This is a genomic window from Paenibacillus sp. J31P316 (genome assembly GCF_056269105.1).
This window is the reverse complement of the sequence record NZ_JBWDNI010000015.1, coordinates 24,467-42,345: the sequence shown is the minus strand read 5'-3', so window position 1 is coordinate 42,345 and position 17,879 is coordinate 24,467. Positions and strand designations below refer to the sequence as shown.

General features: G+C 57.4%; 17 protein-coding genes and 1 tRNA gene. 11 read left to right on the top strand and 7 right to left on the bottom strand.

Translation table 11 applies throughout. From position 1 onward, the window contains the following. Positions 1-36 precede the first annotated feature (36 nt). Together AC0YNU_RS26460 and AC0YNU_RS26455 are read left to right on the top strand one after the other, a co-directional pair. A complete protein-coding gene (locus AC0YNU_RS26460) occupies positions 37-759 on the top strand; it encodes a response regulator transcription factor (RefSeq protein WP_475761861.1) in 723 nt (240 codons plus the stop codon). Between the two features lie 265 nt (positions 760-1,024). Continuing rightward, a complete protein-coding gene (locus AC0YNU_RS26455) occupies positions 1,025-2,365 on the top strand; it encodes a putative bifunctional diguanylate cyclase/phosphodiesterase (RefSeq protein WP_475761860.1) in 1,341 nt (446 codons plus the stop codon). Between the two features lie 189 nt (positions 2,366-2,554). Here the strand turns inward: AC0YNU_RS26455 and AC0YNU_RS26450 are convergent, their stop codons facing one another. Next, complete coding sequence (locus tag AC0YNU_RS26450) at positions 2,555-2,773, bottom strand: hypothetical protein (protein ID WP_161703863.1); 219 nt, start codon at positions 2,771-2,773, stop codon at positions 2,555-2,557. A gap of 241 nt (positions 2,774-3,014) precedes the next feature. Between AC0YNU_RS26450 and AC0YNU_RS26445 the strand changes: the two genes are divergently transcribed. Further along, entirely contained in the window at positions 3,015-4,604 is a 1,590-nt protein-coding gene (locus AC0YNU_RS26445) for a sensor histidine kinase (RefSeq protein WP_475761858.1), read from the top strand. A gap of 94 nt (positions 4,605-4,698) precedes the next feature. Next, positions 4,699-4,773: transfer RNA gene (locus AC0YNU_RS26440), tRNA-Thr, on the top strand. A gap of 146 nt (positions 4,774-4,919) precedes the next feature. On the opposite strand, the gene AC0YNU_RS26435 is transcribed toward AC0YNU_RS26440, so the two are convergent. Next, positions 4,920-5,387, bottom strand: coding sequence for a hypothetical protein (locus tag AC0YNU_RS26435; RefSeq protein ID WP_475761856.1), 468 nt, complete (start codon positions 5,385-5,387; stop codon positions 4,920-4,922). A 283-nt stretch (positions 5,388-5,670) separates the two neighbouring features. Here AC0YNU_RS26435 and AC0YNU_RS26430 point away from each other — a divergent pair, with 283 nt between their 5' ends. Beyond that, complete coding sequence (locus AC0YNU_RS26430) at positions 5,671-6,051, top strand: MerR family transcriptional regulator (RefSeq protein WP_475761854.1); 381 nt, start codon at positions 5,671-5,673, stop codon at positions 6,049-6,051. A 150-nt stretch (positions 6,052-6,201) separates the two neighbouring features. After that, positions 6,202-6,966, top strand: coding sequence for an SDR family NAD(P)-dependent oxidoreductase (locus AC0YNU_RS26425; RefSeq protein ID WP_475761852.1), 765 nt, complete (start codon positions 6,202-6,204; stop codon positions 6,964-6,966). 74 nt (positions 6,967-7,040) lie between these two features. Here the strand turns inward: AC0YNU_RS26425 and murC are convergent, their stop codons facing one another. Beyond that, on the bottom strand, positions 7,041-8,354 hold the full coding sequence (gene murC, locus AC0YNU_RS26420) for a UDP-N-acetylmuramate--L-alanine ligase (RefSeq protein ID WP_475761850.1): 1,314 nt from the start codon (positions 8,352-8,354) through the stop codon (positions 7,041-7,043). 240 nt (positions 8,355-8,594) lie between these two features. On the opposite strand from murC, the gene AC0YNU_RS26415 reads away from it, so the two are divergent. Then, complete coding sequence (locus AC0YNU_RS26415; protein WP_475761848.1) at positions 8,595-8,996, top strand: hypothetical protein; 402 nt, start codon at positions 8,595-8,597, stop codon at positions 8,994-8,996. A gap of 179 nt (positions 8,997-9,175) precedes the next feature. Here AC0YNU_RS26415 and AC0YNU_RS26410 read toward each other — a convergent pair whose 3' ends face one another. Further along, the gene (locus AC0YNU_RS26410) at positions 9,176-10,135 is read right to left on the bottom strand and encodes an alpha/beta hydrolase (protein WP_475761847.1); all 960 of its coding nucleotides are present in this window, start codon (positions 10,133-10,135) and stop codon (positions 9,176-9,178) included. Between the two features lie 212 nt (positions 10,136-10,347). Between AC0YNU_RS26410 and AC0YNU_RS26405 the strand changes: the two genes are divergently transcribed. Further along, a complete protein-coding gene (locus AC0YNU_RS26405) occupies positions 10,348-11,097 on the top strand; it encodes a hypothetical protein (RefSeq protein WP_475761845.1) in 750 nt (249 codons plus the stop codon). Here the strand turns inward: AC0YNU_RS26405 and AC0YNU_RS26400 are convergent. Then, positions 11,021-11,674 (bottom strand): NUDIX hydrolase, encoded by a 654-nt coding sequence (locus AC0YNU_RS26400; RefSeq protein WP_475761843.1) that lies wholly within the window; start codon positions 11,672-11,674, stop codon positions 11,021-11,023. The two genes, AC0YNU_RS26405 and AC0YNU_RS26400, sit on opposite strands and share 77 nt — an antisense overlap. A gap of 3 nt (positions 11,675-11,677) precedes the next feature. Next, complete coding sequence (gene mscL / locus AC0YNU_RS26395) at positions 11,678-12,172, bottom strand: large-conductance mechanosensitive channel protein MscL (protein WP_475761841.1); 495 nt, start codon at positions 12,170-12,172, stop codon at positions 11,678-11,680. Positions 12,173-12,351: 179 nt separating this feature from the next. On the opposite strand from mscL, the gene AC0YNU_RS26390 reads away from it, so the two are divergent. Beyond that, positions 12,352-14,157: an ATP-binding protein gene (locus tag AC0YNU_RS26390; RefSeq protein ID WP_475761839.1), complete on the top strand. Its 1,806-nt coding sequence runs from the start codon at positions 12,352-12,354 to the stop codon at positions 14,155-14,157. A 25-nt stretch (positions 14,158-14,182) separates the two neighbouring features. Here AC0YNU_RS26390 and AC0YNU_RS26385 read toward each other — a convergent pair whose 3' ends face one another. Next, positions 14,183-15,145 carry a diacylglycerol/lipid kinase family protein gene (locus tag AC0YNU_RS26385; protein ID WP_475761837.1) on the bottom strand — a complete coding sequence of 321 codons (963 nt, stop codon included), beginning with the start codon at positions 15,143-15,145 and terminating at the stop codon, positions 14,183-14,185. A gap of 113 nt (positions 15,146-15,258) precedes the next feature. Between AC0YNU_RS26385 and AC0YNU_RS26380 the strand changes: the two genes are divergently transcribed. Both AC0YNU_RS26380 and AC0YNU_RS26375 read left to right on the top strand, forming a co-directional pair. Further along, positions 15,259-16,440 carry a DNA alkylation repair protein gene (locus AC0YNU_RS26380; protein ID WP_475761835.1) on the top strand — a complete coding sequence of 394 codons (1,182 nt, stop codon included), beginning with the start codon at positions 15,259-15,261 and terminating at the stop codon, positions 16,438-16,440. Continuing rightward, positions 16,437-17,477, top strand: coding sequence for an FUSC family protein (locus AC0YNU_RS26375; protein WP_475761833.1), 1,041 nt, complete (start codon positions 16,437-16,439; stop codon positions 17,475-17,477). Before AC0YNU_RS26380 ends, AC0YNU_RS26375 begins: the two co-directional genes overlap by 4 nt. Positions 17,478-17,879: the final 402 nt, after the last annotated feature.

Below are 17,879 nucleotides of genomic sequence, written 5' to 3'. Positions count from 1 at the left end.
AAATCGATGAATTCCTTCAAGAGGTGAAATTCTGTCATGTACAAGCTCTTAGTTATCGAAGACGATGTGATGATGAGCGATATGCTTTCCATGTACATGTCCGGCGAGGGATATGAAATCAAACAGGCGGAGAATGGTGAGAAAGGCCTGCAATTATTAGAAGAGTTTGTTCCGGATGTTCTGCTGCTCGATCTCATGCTTCCCGACTGGGACGGGACCGAGCTGTGCGCCCGGATGCGCGAGCATTCCTCCGTGCCGATCATGATCGTCTCCACGAAGTCGGAGGTTTCGGAACGCGTTCAGGCACTGCGCGCCGGAGCGGATGATTATTTATGCAAACCATTCAGCATGCACGAGCTTAGCGCCCGCGTCGAAGCCCTCATTCGAAGATCCCGTCTTATGCAGGCAAGCGCGGCCAAGAGCCGACAGACGGAAGGCGAAATTTCGGCCGAGAAGGAAATCAAGCTGGATGCGGAGCGCAGGCTGCTGCTCGTGCGCGGCACTTTCGTCGAGACGACGTTCTCCGAATTTGAAATCATGAAGCTGTTTCTGACCCATCCGGGCAAAGTATTCAGCCGCGAGGATTTAATCAACGCGATCCGCGGGTATGACTCGTTCGTCACGGACCGCGCCATCGATGTGCACATCGTCAACCTGCGCCGCAAAGTGGAGAAGAATCCGAAGGAACCCCATCACATCCGCACCGTATGGGGCGTTGGCTACAAATACGCGCCGGAGGATGTGCCTGCACCGCAGTAATTCATATAGGAACGGATCGGCACGCTGCCGCAAACCCTTCGTTTGCGGCAGCGTGCTTTTTTGCGTTGCGCCGGCTCATTCGGCCGCTCCCTTGAAATCTAACATGCACCTCATAGATCTCTGCTTCTTTTCTAATCGTTTTATGGGACAATTTGCCTATTGGCAAGGATCGAACCATTCGATTAAAGGCGGTGCGACATAATAGATGAAAAAGACAGAATGCCGTTCAGAAGCGCGAACAGAAAGCTCCCGACGAAAGGAAACGATGCCACGCGAAGAAGTATACGATTTCCTGACGGGACTGCCTGGACGTAGAGCGGCATTCGCCATGCTGGCGAGGACGGTCACGCTCGCGAGAAGAACGGGCCGGACCGTGCTTGCGGCGCTCGTTGACGTCGATCGCTTCCATCTTATCAATGAGTCGAAGGGGACGGCGTTCGGCGACGAAACGCTCCGTCAGCTCGCGGCAAGAGTCCGGCATCCGAAGCCATGGTCTTGCCAGGCCCATCGGCTCGGCGGGAATGCGTTTCTGCTGTTCGGATTGGCGGACGGCGAGAGCGGCCAGGATCAGTGCGAGACGTGGATCAAAGAGCTCAAGCAGTCGGTCGAAGAGGCGCTGCCCGTAAGAGGCCAGAACCAGTACCTCAGCTGCAGCATCGGCGTAGGCCGTTATCCGGAGCATGGCGAGACGGCGGAGCTGCTCATCCGGCATGCGGATACGGCGCTTCGACAAGCGAAGACGGCCGGCGGCAATCGCATCATGGTCTACACGGAGGCGGGCACGGCGCGGATCAGCCGGTTGGAGAAGCTGCGCTGCTCCCTTCGGACCATCCTGTCCGACAATGCGCTTTCGCTGTACTATCAGCCGTTATACGAAGCGTCGGGGACGCTCCGCGGCTTCGAAGCGTTGCTTCGCTGGCGGCATCCCGAGCTTGGAGAGGTGTCGCCTGCCGAATTTATTCCGCTTGCGGAGGAGAGCGGCATGATCGTGAAGATCGGCGAATGGGTGCTTGGGGAGGCCTGCCGGATGCTTCGGCGCACGCAGGCGAAGGGAATGGCCCAGCTCGTCATGTCCGTGAATATATCTCCGCTGCAGCTTCGCGTGCCCGACTTCGCCTCCGTGCTGCAGCGCATTCTCAGGCAGACGGAGACAAGGCCGGAATGCCTGGAGCTGGAGATTACGGAAAGCAAGATGATCGATGTCGACAGCGAGAATACGGTCATGTATCAGCTCCGCGGCATGGGCGTGCGCATTGCGCTGGACGACTTCGGCGTTGGCTACGCCTCGCTGACCTATCTGCGGAAGCTGCCCTTGCATACGCTGAAGCTGGACCGTTCCTTCATTCGCTGCATCGGCGAGAAGAGCGCGGAGCAGGCGATCGTTCGGGCGATGATCGCGCTTGTCCACCAACTGGGCCTTGAGGTCGTGGCCGAAGGCGTGGAGACGGAAGCGCAGCTTCGCCTGCTTCGCGAATGGAACTGCGATTATTATCAAGGGTATCTGTTATCGCAGCCTATGGCAGAGCAAGCGGTGGGGGTTCCGCTGCTGTATGCAGCCCGCGACCTCTTCGAAGCCGCCAATGAGGACAGGGCAGTGGTTCTGTAGAGCCGGATAGGTGATATTTCGCCTCGTTCTTAGCCTCGTTCTTAGCCTCGTTCTCTGCTCCATTCCCCGCACTGAATAAGAAAGGCAGCCTGCTTATCGCGCGAACCGCGGCTGGAATGGCCGGGTCGGAACGATATGCAGGCTGCCTGATTGGGATAGAATAGGACGGAAAAGCTTACGCTCGCTGCCTCAGCAGACCTCCAAGTAGAGCTTGGTGCCGTCGCTGTATTGAAGAATGGCCACGTCGCGAATCATCTCGACGGACTTGATCCGTTTCCACTTCTTGCGGAAATCAAAGTTGTATTCCATTTCCTGCAATTTATTTTGGAGCAGTTCCATGTAGGACAGCTGCTCGGAAGGATAATGTACCGGGACAGACCGATTTTTGAAGGTGATCACTTTGGTCATTCGAATAGTACCTCCGTTTCTTGATACTGCCAGTGTACCAGGTGAATTTTAGTCCCTTATAAAATGAACATGAGCCGTCTGTTTGATTTGCTTACCCTTTTCTAACATCTTCGAAAACCGTACCGTCCGGCAGAGGTTAAGGGTAGTATGCGCTTGAATCAGATGGAATTATCCGCCTCTGCTTCAAATTCGGCGGAAGCGGGTAATGTCCTGGAGATAAAAGGCGCGGGAGGATTATGAGTTGACATTTGAATTCGCAAAATCGTTATTCGCCAACATCAGTCTGCTGATTGCGTTGGCTTATATGTTCGATCTAGGGTACCGGTACCTGTTTCAATATGCGCCGAGCCGCGTCAAATACGCGATCACGGTTGCCTTCTTCATCATCGGCGGATGGCTGGCCATGGCGTTCGGGCTTCGCGTGGACGGCTTGCTCGTGCTGGATTTGCGCTTTCTGCCGCTCATTATTGCCGTGCTCGTCTTCCCGAGCCTGCCTGCCATTGCGCTGATTGGCTTCGGGATCGGACTCGGACGATGGTTCATGGGCATGGACAACGCCGCGATGCTGGCCGGCGTCAACATGACCGTGCTCGGTCTTATTTGTACGTGGTTATCCGCCTGGATGCGCAAGAAGCCATGGAGCTTTCTGCACAAGAGCCTCGTGACCCTCGTCTTGGTGAACGTGATCTTCGCCCTGAACGCGACGGCCGTCGTGGCTATCGGCGGACAGATGTCCCTTCGGACGTTTTGGCTGGATTATGGCGTCTACTCCTTCCCGCTGCGGCTGCTGCTCAGCGGACTGCTGATCTTCACGATCCGCGACTTTCAGAAGGAGCAGCAGCGCGTGGATGAGCTGCGCAAAATGAACATGCTGCTGCGGCGGCAGACGCGCGAGCTCCGGGCGGCCAAACGCGAGGTGGAGCAGAAGGCGCGCGAGCTCATGCTGGCCAACAAGTACAAATCAGAGTTTCTGGCGAATATGTCGCATGAGCTGAAGACGCCGCTCAACAGCATCATCATGCTGTCGCAGCTTATGAAGGAAAGCGAGGAAGAACGAAGCAGCGGCGAGGATGAAGTCCAGTATGCGGGGCTGATCAACGGAGCAGGCAACGATCTGCTGCAACTGATCAACGACATTCTGGATCTCTCCAAGGTGGAGGCCGGCAAAATGGACATCAGCGTGGAACAGCATTCCACCTCCGAGCTGGTTCAAACGCTGTATCAGCAGTTCCTTCCCGTGGCTGCCCAGAAGAACCTGACGTTCGAGACGGAAATTGCGCCGCAGGTGCCGGAGGCTATCTATACGGATGCGCTGCGGATCAATCAGATCTTGCGCAATTTGCTCGCGAATGCGTTCAAATTCACGGAGACCGGCGCCGTTCGTCTCGTGGTCAAGGCAGAGGGCGGCGTGCCGATCGAGCCCGCCGCGCTGAAGAAGCGCCGGCTGCGCAACTGGAATCCTGCCGCGTGGGGTCGTCCGGCCGTGCGAATGATTACCCCGATCCGGGTATCGTTCTCCATCGTGGATACGGGAATCGGGATCGAGCCGGAGAAGCAGCAGCTGATCTTCGAAGCGTTCCGCCAGGAAGACGGCTCGATCAACCGGAAATACGGCGGAACGGGGCTGGGCCTATCGATCAGCCTGCAGCTTGCCCGCCTGCTTGGCGGAACGCTCTCGCTAGAGAGTCAGAAGGGCGAGGGCAGCAAGTTTACGCTGCGGCTGCCGGTGACGGCCCATGCCGGCGGCGAACCTGAAGGAAGCGGCGACGCCGGAAACTCCACCGCTAGAGCCGTTCCGGCTGGAACAAGGTCGCCGCGGAAGGACGCGTGAAGGAGCTTTGTCGAATTTTATAAAAAAGCATTGACTCCAACGCCACAATGCAGTATATTATAAAAGTCGCCTCGGCGACATTGGAGCAAGACAAGCTGGTGTAGCTCAGGGGTAGAGCAACGCACTCGTAATGCGTAGGCCGGGGGTTCAATTCCCTTCACCAGCACCATTTAAATCCTATAACGGCGCGGTTTCCGGAGATTTCGGAGATCGCGCTTTTTTGATTTTTTTGGCGCGATTAGGGTTTCGAATGCTAAGTATGGCGCGCCTGTCAACGGGCGCGCAGCAAGCCTTATGAAGCTGAACCAGCGTTCGTTAGGTCACTATCGTCGGCGGTGGCGGTGGAGGTGGTGGCGGCGGTTCGACATTTACGATCTGCTGCTGCTGCTGCGACTCGAGTTGATTTTGCATCTGCTGAAGCTGCTGCTGCTGCAGTTGTATATGGGCTTGCAGCAGCGCGAATAATTGCAGCTGCGTTTGCTGTTGGGACTGCTCGAAGGCCTGCACCTGGGTTTGCACTTGCGTTTCGAAATTCACTTCATCTTGAACTTGCGCGTTAAACTGCGTTTGGAGCTGCGTCTGGAACTGGAGCTGGGCCTGCAATTGCGCTTGCGTTTGCGCCTGGAGCTGAAGCTGGGCTTGCAATTGCGCTTGTAATTGCGCCTGTGCCTGTTGGATCGTTTGCAAAATGGCCAGCTGCAGACGATTGCCGGGTTTCGCGCACGTTCTCGCGGCTTTGCGCATGCGTCTTCTATGGCAATGTTTCGCGGAAGCTGTCTTCATATTCGGAAATGCACCCCTTACCCTCTAGAATGTGACATCCCATTATGAATATGATTTGGCGATTTTTTTGGACAAGGCGAATGGCAGGGAATATTCGCGTATTTTGTGGGGATAAGCCTGGATCGATTAGGCTATAGATCGGGCGCCTGTACTCCGGCTATTCGTCCGCTTGACTTGAATGCAGGATCGTTTGCGGTATATGCTAGTCATATCGGTTAGAGTTAGGTCGAAGTCAGTGAGGTTGGTTGACCGGTTTACGACATCGCTTGGGGGAGGAATATCGGTGTATACCATCAACGAAGTCGCGGAGCTATGCGATCTGTCGGCGCATACGATTCGCTATTACGATAAGGAAGGCCTGCTTCCGTTCATAACGCGCAGCAAGACCGGCAACCGGGAGTTCTCGGAGCAGAGCTTGGAGCTGGTCCGGCTCATCTGCTGCTTGAAGAATACGGGCATGCCGATCAAGGAAATCAAGCAGTACATCGATTTGCTCATGGAGGGATCGCATACATCCGACGTGCGCAGGCGCGTGATGGTCGATCATCGCAAGGAAGTGCTTCGGCAGATGAACGAGCTGAAGAAGAACCTGAATCTGATCGACTTGAAAATCAGTCACTACGACAGTAAGCATACGCATAACGAGAGTAAACATAAGCATTGAAGCAGACCAGGCAAGGCGGAGCGAAAGCTCGCCAGCCTGGTTTTTTGATGATGATAGGGCCAGTTTGACTTGGAGTCTTCTCGAAGTGATACATTACTAGTACCACCCCTTGCGGTACTGGTGGCAACTTACTATAAGGGAGAGTTATCCATGGAACAACAACCGAAAGTCGCGCTCATTACCGGAGGAAGCCGAGGCTTGGGAAGAAACGCAGCCCTTGCTCTAGCCCATAAAGGAAACGACATCATCGTCACGTACCATAGCCAGCAGGCACAGGCCGAGTCCCTCGTGCAGGAGGTACGGGCATTGGGGCGGCAAGCGGCCGCGATCCAGCTGGATGCCGGACAAACGGCTTCGTTCGACGGCTTCAAGGACGAGCTGTTGAAGGTGCTTCGGGATAACTGGCAGCGGGAAAATTTCGATTATCTCATCAACAACGCGGGGTTCGGGTTCTATGCCTCCATTGCCGAGACGACGGAAGCGCAATTCGATGATCTGATGAACGTGCACGTGAAAGGCGTGTTCTTCTTGACGCAGAAGCTGATGCCTCATCTGGCGGATCATGGCGCGATCATCAACGTCTCCTCCGGCTTGACGCGATTCACGATCGTCGGCAGCGCCGCCTATGCCGCGATGAAAGGCGCCGTGGAAGTGCTGACGAGATATATGGCCAAGGAACTGGGCGCTCGAGGCATTCGCGTCAACACGATTGCTCCGGGAGCCATCGCGACCGAATTCGGCGGCGGCAGACTGAAGAGCAGCCAAGAGATGCAGGCGTTCATCTCCGGTCAAACCGCGCTCGGCAGAACCGGAGAAGCCGACGATATCGGCGGCGTCATCGCGGCGCTCTGCGCAAATGAGATGGGTTGGGTCAATGCGCAGCGAATCGAGGCTTCCGGCGGCATGTTTCTGTAAGCAAACCAACAAAAAGAGGTTGACGCCGAGCCCCATGGGGCTTCCGTCAACCTCTTTTTCTTATGTTTCTTGGATTAGACTCGTGCCCCGTGGTCATCCCCCGTTAATAATGGCGCTTGGAATTTCTGAATATCGCCGGCTCCCATAAATAACAGAATGGAATCGCTATAGGAAGACATAGCAGCCGTAAAGTCATCGGAAACCAGGCGGGCATTAGGAATGCGCATAGCCAGGTCGCCAATGGAGACGTTGCCGGCAGCTTCTCTGGCCGAGCCGAATATCGGGCAGAGGAACACGTCGTCGGCTTCTTTCAATGCATCGGCGAAAGCATCGATCAGTTTCTCCAAGCGACTGTAGGTATGCGGCTGGAATATAGCGACCACTTGCCGTCCGGGATACTTGCTTCTGGCGGCTTCAATGGTGGCTGTGATCTCGGCTGGATGATGCGCATAATCATCGATCATCACATTACTGCCCCAGATCCGCTCCGTGAATCTTCGTTTAACCCCTGCAAAAGTACTTAGCTGCATGTTGACGCGTTTCAAGTCTCGGTCTAACGTGAGCGCGACGCCAATCGTAGCTAAGGCATTCAGCACATTATGCTTGCCGAACGCAGGAATGCTGAAACGATCCACCATCGCGTCCTTATAATAGACATCGAAATAAGTGGCGTCACGTTCAACCGTAGGATTGGAAGCTCGCAGTGTATTGCTCGTTTCGAATCCATACAGTAGCGTGTCGGTCTCCGTCTTCAGCTTACGTACCTGTGGATCATCTCCGCAGGCCACAATGAGCGTCGTGGTTAAAGAAGCCATCTGTTCGAAGGCATTCCTAACGTCGTCGATATCCGCGAAATAATCCGGATGATCGAAATCAATATTGGTGATGACCGCTATATTCGGCCGATAAGCCAAGAAATGACGTTTGTACTCGCAGCTTTCGAATACAAATTGCGTCGCGCCCGGATAACCTTGACCGGTTCCGTCTCCGATCAGACTGTTGGGCGGATCGTCGGCATGCAACGCATGGACGAGCATCCCGGTCGTTGTCGTTTTCCCGTGGGCGCCGGTAACGGCAATACTCGTATATCCCTTAATGAGCTCGCCGAGGAAGTGATGATAGCGTTGAACAGGGATGCCCAGCTGCCTGCACTTGAGAAGGGAGGGATGCTGCTCGTCGAATGCATTCGAGGCAATCACCGTCATGTCCGTGGACAACGGCGCTTCTCCGAAAGCGAAGAGCGGTATGTCTCTTGATTCCAAAGCGATCTGCGTAAACAAAAAAGACGCCACGTCTTCTCCCTGAACGCGATGGTTTAAATCATGCAAAATTTGCGCCAATGCGCTCATGCCGCTGCCCTTAATGCCGATAAAGTGGAACGTGCTCATAGTAAACCTCCGATCGTAAAGGAAACGTATAGGTACGTAAAGCGATTATGCCATATTCTGCATCACGAGTGTACAAGCTATGCCAGCGTTTTGCGCATGCGGGTCGATTGCCGGGTGAGGCGCCTGCCTATGCGTCAATGCTGGCGGACAGCTTGGGTTTTTGATGGTGGAATCTTGTCTTATACAAGGATGTCTCTCCTCACATAGAGTATCTTAGCTCTCTTGGAAGGAGGAATTCAGGTGTCCGCTAAAGTTCAGGTGAAGAATGTCAAAGCCGTTCGTACTGGCAAATCCCGCAAAGCACGCGTCTCGCATGAAAGCGTAGGAGGTGCCCGTTCGAGCAGTTGCTGCAACAAAGGCCGCGACGGTGCCGTCGAAGGCATTCAAGAGGCAGGCGCAGATCTGAGCGATCTGTTCTGTCAATTGAAAAACCCTGTGGTCGCCGCGAAGCTTGTTCGCGCGATCCGCTGCAGAAACCGCAAAGTCATCGAAGAATTGATTGGTTCCAACTGTAATGTTGTCTGTTTCTTCCATCAAGGCCGTTATGCCTGTGTTCGTATCGCATGCGTATTCGGCAACTGCTGCGACGTCCGTATCAGCTTCGACATTTGCGTCTCCATGGGCAATTGCAACAACTTCTGATGACCTTTCACGACTCGGTTTAAAAGCTTGTCGGCCGTCCTCGCATCCCAGTGAGGACGGCTTGTTGTGTGTAAAAGGATGCGCTTCGGCAAGAAACTCAAAAGAACCTGGACGGAGTGGGTGCGGCACCTACTCCGTCCAGGTTCTTTGCTCTGATAGGGGAATCCTAGACCGTCAGCTTACGCCTCGCGCAGCCAGGCGTTGGCGAGCAGCAGCGCGCCTCGTGCCGACGCCGTGTCCGACAGCTCGTTCAGCATGACGAAGTCATGGATGATGCCTTGGAAGCGCGCCGCCGTGACGCGTACGCCGGCTTCCCGAAGCTTCGCGGCATAGGCCTCGCCCTCGTCGCGGAGCACGTCGGCTTCGCCCGTGATGATCAACGCCGGCGGCAGGTCCTTCAATTGTTCCGTCGACGCCCGCAGCGGCGATGCCGTAACCTGGGCACGCTCCTTCGGGTCGGCGGTATATTGATTCCAGAACCACTGCATGCCCTCCCGGCTCAGGAAATAGCCTTCCGCGAACTGCTCGTACGACTCCGTATCGAAGGCCGCGTCCGTCACCGGATAGAACAGCAATTGCTTGGCGATCCGGGGACCGCCTCGCTCCTTGGCCATCAGCGTCACGGCTGCGGTCATATTGCCGCCGACGCTGTCGCCGGCCACGGTCAGCCGCGAAACATCGGCACCGAGCTCCTTGGCGTTCTCGGCGGCCCACTTTACGATTGCGTAGATCTCTTCAATCGCAGTCGGATATTTTGCTTCCGGCGATAGGCTGTACTCCGGGAATACGACGATCGATCCCGAACCGACGGCAAGCTCGCGGACCAGCCGGTCATGCGTGTGCGCGTTGCCGAACACCCAACCGGCACCGTGAATATAGACGATTAAGCCCGGCGTTCCTGTGATCTCCTTCGGCGTGACGATCGTAACCGGCACTTCGCCTTTGGGCCCGACGGGTACGGACCGTATCGCGATCGTGGCTGCAGGCTTCGCAATCGGTCCGGACTGTACCTTGTTCACTTGCTCGCGGCCTTTCTCGGGCCCCAGCTCATACAGAAAGGGCGGCTTGGACGTCTTCTCTACGAACTGCTGCGCTTCTTTCTCCAGCACGACTTTGTTCGTGGTTGTTTTGCTTCGCATACGCAGAACTCCTTCCGTGAATAAAGTTGCATGACTGTTTCTTTACTTACACGCCGCGCTCGAAAGCGAAACCGAAACCTCTGCCTGATGGGTCTCTGCATGCTAGCGGCATTCGCCTGGATCTTGAAGCAGCGGGCGGCTGCCGGGTATCCGAACCGTTGGCGGGCGCGCGGCATAAGCTGAGCATATAGCTTGGAAAGGGAGGGACAGGTATGCCGTACATTCCGAATTTCCCGCAGTCGCTGCTGGAAGAGCATATGCGCTGGCATCATGCGAACCACTATGACGATCCTTCGCAGCTGCCGCCGGGCTACGGACAGAACTTTTTGAATTTTCACCGCCAGTTTATCAATAAAGTGTATCAATGGTACGGCCAGCAAGGCTACGATCCGCAGCAGATTGCCGGCTGGCAGGGCGTGCCGGAAGCCATCCGCAATACGTCATGCTATAACCGCGCGGCCGAGGCGCGCGTCTTGAACAATCCGCAGTCGTTCGCGACGGCCGACCAACTGGGGCTGTTTATCGAGGGCTCGAACCTGCACGGCTGCATCCATCAGGAAGCGGCGCGAATCTTCGGCGAGACTGCGCTCAACGACTTCGACGAAGCGCCGAGAACGACGATGTTCTACAACATTCATGGGATGATCGACCAGTGGTATAGGAATTGGGAGCGGGCTGCAGGCATCGCGAGAGGAGCCGCGAACAAGTCGTCCGCAGGCGGGCCGCGAGGCAGAAGCGGCAGTGCATCGAGAGGCGCCGCGAGAGCAGCGGCCAAAGCGAGACGGAGCACATCGTCGATGCCGCAGCCGCATAAACCGTCCGTCAGCGGGGCAGCGCAAAAAGGACCGCTGCGCAGCGGTCCCCCAAATATGCCGGCTATGCCGCTTATACATGAAGCAGCAAGGCACGGAACGTTTCCGTATAGTAAGAAGCCGGGCGCGGGACGAAATCGGAAGCCGTAACCCGTACCTCGGCAGCCGCGGGCGCGCCGTCCTCGCCGAGGCGAAAGCCCGTGCCGCGGACGTGGTCCAGCCGGCCTTCGAACAGCGCGATCATCGCTTCGAGTTCGGCCTCGTAGACGCCGGACACTTCCTCTTGCTGCAGGGTCAGCGAGGTAAGCGGCCCGGAATAGACGAAGCCGTACACGCCGCTGATTTCCCGGTCGAAGAACGCCGTCCCCTTCGCGATGCCGGCTATTTCCTTGCGGGCTTCGCCGAGATGCAGGAGCGATTCGAAAGGGATCGCGGCGCCGAGCTCTTCCTCGATCTCGCGTGCCGCGTCCCGCATCGACTCGCCGGCGGCCAGATGGCCCGCGGCTGTAATATCGAATTGACCCGGGAACGTGTCCTTTCCCGGCGACCGTTGCTGGAACAGGACGAGCCTGCGCCCGTCCTCGCGGCGCGCCAGCCAGCAGTGGATGGAACGATGCCACAGACCCCGGGCATGCACCTCGCTTCGAGGCGCCGTGCCGAGCCACTTGCCGTCTTCGTCATAGTAGTCGAAGCGCTCCTCGCCGCCGACTTGCCTCTGCTCGCTCATGGGCTAGGACAAGCCTCCCTCAAGCTCCGACTCCGGCTCCGCCTCGAGATGGGAGGTGCAGTGGGAGCAGCGCGTCGCTTTGATCGGGATTTTGGATAGGCAGTACGGGCAGTTCTTGTCCGTGGGCTCCGACGGCGCGGCAGGATCCGGCTGGCCCAGGCGGCGCAGCGCGTTCGCCCCCTTGACGATCATGAAGATACAGAATGCGACGATCGTGAAATCGAGCAATACGTTCAGAAAGTTACCGTATGCGATGACGGCCGCGGAATCTTCCTTCGCTTTGACCAGGGTCGCCGGATTTTTGTCGCTGGATAAATTAATGAACCGATCGACTAAATTAACTCTGCCGAGCAGAATGCTGATCGGCGGCATGATGATGTCGTTGACGAGCGAGGTGACGATTTTGCCGAAAGCGCCGCCGATGATAACGCCGACCGCGAGGTCGAGCACATTGCCGCGGACGGCGAATTCTTTGAACTCTTTTAAAATTTTAACCATGAATGATTCCTCTCCTTCCAGTACTATATTATATCCGACGAGAAGCCTACTTCAACTAGGAAGTACGGGCGCCCGTCGAGGAATGGAAGGCTTTGTCGCGAAAAAAAGGATTTTTTGGAAAAATGTCGAAATGGATGGGGACTATCAATCGACCCCAAGCGGGAAAACGGAGAATCGCGATGATTGAACCTTTGTTCGGCGATCAATGGATCATGCTCGTGCTCGCGCTGGCGATCCAGTTATTCGCTTCCATTACCATCTACAGCATGATCGGACATCTCAAGCTGAGGCGCGCCAAGCAGCATTTTTGGCTGCTGAGCGGGGCGCTAGTCTATGCCCTGGGCCTTTGGGTGAGCCATCTCATCATCGTCCTGTCATCCAATTACATGATGGTGATCGATTGGACGATTCTCGTCAAGCTGTTCGGCATCATGGTCTGCACCTACGGATCGTTCCGTCTGTTGGGATCCCGAACGCCGTATGCCGTCCGCCTGCTCGGAAGCAGCACGCTCATGGCCTTCGGGGCGAACCTCGTCGTCTACCTGTTCCTGCTGAGCAGCGAGATGGAATCGTTCCGCTTCGACGCGGGCTTTGCCTGCGTTGCTTTTCTCTTCAGCCTGATCGGAAACGCGGGCTCCTTCTATCTGTTCGAACGAAGGAGAGGCTCGATCCTTCTCCCTGGCTTGCTGCTCGGCGTCTCCGGCATTATTATGCAGCTGTTCGGATTAGGGACGATTACGGACATCGAAAGCGGCGTCGTATTGACCGCCGACCGGTTGAACGACTATATGCAGCTGCTGTCCATCGTGCTTGGGCTGGCCACGATCGCGATATTCGCCTTCAGTCTCGTCGCCCGTTACGTGGACCGCAGGTACGCTTCGATGAACGAGCGGTACAAGCTGCTGGTGGAGAATTCCATCGATATGATCGCGGTCATTCAAGACGAGCGCTGGGACTATATTAACCGCTCGGGCCTGCGGATGTTCGAAGCGGCCGGCGAGCGGGATTTGATCGGCAGAAGCATTTATCTGCATTTGCAGCCGAAGGACCATGCGGTGATGAAGCAGCTGCTGCAGGGATCCCGGAAGAAGGAGCGTCAAACCCCTGTCGAGATGGAATGGTTCACGCTGCAGGGCGGGACGCTTCATACGGAAGTGATCGAATCCAGCACGAAGCTGTCGGGCAAGCCGGTCATTCAGATCATTATCCGGGACATCTCGGAGCGGAAGAAGAACGAGGAACTGCTTATCAACTCCGAGAAGCTGTATGTCGCCGGTCAGCTGGCCGCCGGCATCGCGCACGAAATCCGCAATCCGTTGACGTCGCTGAAAGGCTTCCTGCAGCTGATCGTCTCGGGCAGGAGCAGTAAAAACTACTACGATATCATGAAATCGGAACTGACCCGCATCGAGTCCATCGTGAGCGAGCTGCTCATGCTGTCCAAGCCGCAGATTTACGATCTTGCGCACCAGGACATTCGGCTCATCATGTCGGATACCGTCACGCTGCTGGATGCGCAGGCGAACCTGCACGACATCGCCATCGAGACGAATCTGGGCGAAGAGCCGCTATGGGTATTCGGCGTGGAAAATCAGCTGAAGCAGGTGTTCATCAACGTCATCAAGAACGCGATCGAGGTGATGATGGACGGCGGCGTAATCAAGGTCGTCTGTCTGCGGGACGAGAAGGGCCGCAACGTCGTACGGATCGCGGACCGCGGGCCGGGCATCGCGCAGGAGCAGCTGTCGAAGATCGGGCAGCCTTTCTATACGACGAAGGAGAAAGGAACGGGTCTCGGGCTGATGGTGACGTATAAAATCGTCGACAACCACCAAGGCAGCGTCGAGGTGAGCAGCTGCCTCGGGGAGGGCACGACGTTCGATATCGTGCTGCCGTACGAGGCGCCGAAGGGCGCGGAAGAATCGGAACGCGGCAAGGTCGTGCCGATTCACCGCTACCGCGAGGATAACGAGAGTGCTTCCTAGAAATTAGATGGGCGCAGCCGGCCGTTTACCGCAGCACTTCGATGCGGTTGCCGGCCGTTTCTGCGTGCAGCGGCAGGTTGCCCGTGAACTCGCCGTCCCCGTAAACGGCGATTGCGGGCTTCGCCGGATCACTGTCTATATCTTCGACGGCTACGGCTTGTCCGCTGAACAGCGTCACGTAGGGCAGTCGGGTGTGTTTGCCCGACAGGATCAAAGGAAACAAGCGGAGAAGCTGCAAGGGCGTGCACGAATGGACGACGCAGACGTTCAGCATGCCGTCGTCCGGCTTGGCGTCCGGACAGATGCGCAATCCGCCGCCGTAGGCAGGCGCATTGCACACGGCAGCCATCCAACCCTGCCGGAAGCGATGGGTTTCGCCGTCCACGGTCACCGCGATCGGCCGCGGACGGAACGTCAGCAGCACGTGGATCAGCCCGATGACGTAGGCGAATGACCCGGCGCCGATCAGATTGCACAGCTTCTTGTAAACGGACCGATTAACGGCTGCCGAGATGGCGGAATCGAAGCCTGCAGCGAGCGCGGTCAGCACCGGGCGGAAGCCGCCTTCCGCTTCCGGATCGCGCAGGGCGATGATATCCGCGGGATGCGCCTGCCCCTGCAGCGCGAGCCGAAGCGCATCCAGCGGTCGCCGCGGAATGCCGAACGCCCTGGAAGTGTCGTTGCCCGATCCGGCGGGGATAATGCCGAGCGGCACGCCGCTGCCGTACAACGCCGGCAGGATGCCGTGAATGGTGCCGTCGCCACCAACTATTGTAATCGCTTTCAATACCTTGCCCGGCACTCCATCCTTCACGCTACCGTTATGGTCCCGAAGCAGACGGGTAATATCTCTACGGGCTGCTTCCGGCGTATCGCTCAGCACGGCGGTATAATCGACATCGAGCCGTCTCAGCTCCGCTTCGACCTTTCGCCATACTTTGAGCCCTCGGCCGCCGCCGGACTTGCCGTTAATTACGAATATCCACATCTCGGACCCCTCATTTCTCTATGGGTCCCATTATAATGGGGAACGGAAGCCGTGAAAACTTCTTTTTGCGTGGGGGGATGGTCTATAATAGCGGAAGGAGGCGAGAGAAGAATATGCCTGAACCATTAAAAGCGATGTACAACCTGCCGTTTCTCCGGCAGTTTGCGGCGCGCGTTGCATCCGTATGGCCCGCCTTCCCCGAGGAGCGGTTCGTCCAGCTGACGATGAGCGCCGGCTGGGAAGCGCTGGAGCTGAAGGGCCGCATGAGGCGTATTACGACCTCGCTGGGGGATGTATTGCCCCCGAATTATCCCGAGGCGCTTGAGGTGCTGGCGGCCGTAAGCGGCCAATGCAGCGGATTTCCTTATTTATTTTTCCCGGATTTCGTCGAGGTGTATGGACTCGCGGATTGGGAACGGTCCATGGACGCGCTGGAGGTATTCACGGTACAGTCCTCGGCGGAGTTCGCGATCCGGCCGTTCATCCTGCAGCACCCCGAGCGGACGATGGCACGCATGACGGAATGGTCGCGGCATGAGAACGAGCATGTGCGGCGGCTGTCGAGCGAAGGCTGCAGGCCGCGGCTTCCGTGGGCGCCCGCGCTGCCGATGTTCAAGCGCGATCCTGCGCCGATCCTGCCGATTCTGGAGCAGCTGAAGGCAGACCCGTCGCTGTATGTACGCAAAAGCGTAGCCAATAACTTGAACGATATCGCCAAGGATAACCCGGAGGTCGTCAAAGCGATCGCAGGCCGCTGGCTTGGACAGCATGCCCATACGGATTGGATCGTACGGCGCGGCTGCCGCTCTCTTGTCGGCGCGGCCGATGCCGAAGTGCTGGCGCTGTTCGGGTACGAAGGCGAGGCGGCTGCGGACTTCGTCGCCGCAGCGGAGATCGGCGTGCTTCTCCCGGAAGCGGTCATCGGCGGAATAAGCGAGCTGAGCTATCGGCTGCGGCTGAAGGACGGTGCCGGCGAAGCGATCCGGCTAAGGCTGGAGCTGGGCGTCGATTACGTGAAGTCCAACGGCAAAACGTCGCAGAAGCGCTTCTTGCTCGGCGATAAGCGCGTCCTGCCCGGAGCGGGCGTCCAAGGCGCGAAGAAGCTCGACTGGAAGGACTTGTCGACCCGGAAGCATTACGAAGGGCTGCACCGGCTGACGCTGCTCGTCAATGGCGCTGCCGTCGCGGAGACCTCCGTTCAGCTAAGCGCAGGCGCAGCGGGCGGTGCGCAGGAGACTGGCGCCCGAGCGGGGATCGTTGAAGGGGAAGCCATCGTTGGGAGCGATGGTGCATGACGATCGGCGCACGGGTCATTAAGACTGGCCTTGCCGTAGCGCTGGCCGTATACATAAGTTCGCTGTTTGAATTTCCGTCGCCGATTATCGCGGCAGTGGCCTCGATCTTTACCATCCAACCATCCATCTCCCGCTCCTGGCAGCAGGTGGTGGACCAGGTTCAGACGAACGTGCTCGGCGCCCTGCTGGCGCTGGCCGCGGTTCGCTTGTTCGGCCAGACGCCGATCGCGCTTGGCATGGTCTGCATCATCGTCATTCTTATCTGCATCCGTCTGCGAATGGAGAGCAACATCGGACTTACGCTCGTCACGGTCGTTGCCGTGATGGAAGCGAACAATCAGCAGGGCTGGCTGTTTGCGCTCGACCGTCTGCTCATGGTGCTGACGGGCATGGCCGCGGCCTTCGCGGTCAATATTCTCATCTTCCCGCCGCGGCCGCGCAAGCTGTTCATGGATCAGATTCATGAAGCGCATGCGCAGCTCTCCCTGCTGCTGCGCATGGCCATCTCCAACGAAATGAAGGAGAACGTCCACCGCGACGAGAAGGAGAAGTTGCAAGGCACGCTGCGCAAGCTCGACGAAGCCCACCGGCTGTTCGAGGAGGAGAGGCCGTTCCTGCGCAGCCGCAAGCAGGCGGGGGCTCGGCAGCTCATTCTGTCCCGCCATCTCATCAAGGCGCTGCATAGCGGCGTGGATTTGCTGGAAGCGGTGGAGGAGCACTATTTTGCCGTGACCGGCGCTGAAGCGTGGGCGAAGCGGTTCGATCAACAGATCGAGGAGCTGGCCAAGTACCATGAGCATATTCTGCTCAAGCTGGCGGGCAAGATGAAGGCGAACGCCTCGATCGAGCCCGAGGAAGAACGCGAGGGCAGGCTCATCAACCAGCTCGGCGATTATTTGCGTCAAAATCCCGAAGAGTACAAGCGGCTCGTCTTCGTCGCGTCGACGATGCTGGAGTACGCGTACCACCTGCGCCGGCTGGACCGCGTAATCGATCAGGTGCAGCAACGGCGGGAGACGGAAGCGGTGGCCGGCTGACTGTTGTATTGCTGGATAATGAGGGCGGCCGACTGTTGGTGCAGACCGATGGTACGGCCGCGATGCAATGAAACATGAAGCGCCCTTTTGCCGAACTGGCAACCGGGCGCTTGTTCGCGTTCAGCCTTAGCGGCGGCTCGTCAGCATCCTGCTCCTTGGTGGGAAAGGCTGCAGACCCGGCAGCCTCTTGCACCAGATCAGCAGCTCTCAGAGCTCAACAAAGCCTAAAACAGCTAGGAAAGCTGCAGAACAGCAGCTTTCAGAGCCCAACAGAGCCGAGACGGCTGGGAAAGCTGCAGATCAGCAGCTTTCAGAGACAAACAGAGCTGAGACGGCTGGAAAAGCTGCAGAACAGCAGCTTTCAGAGCTCAGTAGAGCCGAGACGGCTGGAAAAGCTGCAGA

Coding starts and splice junctions, on each gene's coding strand:
- AC0YNU_RS26460 (WP_475761861.1), top strand. CDS start 37: ATGTACAAGCTCTTAGTTATCGAAGACGATGTGATGATGAGCGATATG.
- AC0YNU_RS26455 (WP_475761860.1), top strand. CDS start 1,025: ATGCCACGCGAAGAAGTATACGATTTCCTGACGGGACTGCCTGGACGT.
- AC0YNU_RS26450 (WP_161703863.1), bottom strand. CDS start 2,773: ATGACCAAAGTGATCACCTTCAAAAATCGGTCTGTCCCGGTACATTAT.
- AC0YNU_RS26435 (WP_475761856.1), bottom strand. CDS start 5,387: ATGAAGACAGCTTCCGCGAAACATTGCCATAGAAGACGCATGCGCAAA.
- AC0YNU_RS26425 (WP_475761852.1), top strand. CDS start 6,202: ATGGAACAACAACCGAAAGTCGCGCTCATTACCGGAGGAAGCCGAGGC.
- murC (WP_475761850.1), bottom strand. CDS start 8,354: ATGAGCACGTTCCACTTTATCGGCATTAAGGGCAGCGGCATGAGCGCA.
- AC0YNU_RS26410 (WP_475761847.1), bottom strand. CDS start 10,135: ATGCGAAGCAAAACAACCACGAACAAAGTCGTGCTGGAGAAAGAAGCG.
- AC0YNU_RS26405 (WP_475761845.1), top strand. CDS start 10,348: ATGCCGTACATTCCGAATTTCCCGCAGTCGCTGCTGGAAGAGCATATG.
- AC0YNU_RS26400 (WP_475761843.1), bottom strand. CDS start 11,674: ATGAGCGAGCAGAGGCAAGTCGGCGGCGAGGAGCGCTTCGACTACTAT.
- mscL (WP_475761841.1), bottom strand. CDS start 12,172: ATGGTTAAAATTTTAAAAGAGTTCAAAGAATTCGCCGTCCGCGGCAAT.
- AC0YNU_RS26390 (WP_475761839.1), top strand. CDS start 12,352: ATGATTGAACCTTTGTTCGGCGATCAATGGATCATGCTCGTGCTCGCG.
- AC0YNU_RS26385 (WP_475761837.1), bottom strand. CDS start 15,145: ATGTGGATATTCGTAATTAACGGCAAGTCCGGCGGCGGCCGAGGGCTC.
- AC0YNU_RS26380 (WP_475761835.1), top strand. CDS start 15,259: ATGCCTGAACCATTAAAAGCGATGTACAACCTGCCGTTTCTCCGGCAG.
- AC0YNU_RS26375 (WP_475761833.1), top strand. CDS start 16,437: ATGACGATCGGCGCACGGGTCATTAAGACTGGCCTTGCCGTAGCGCTG.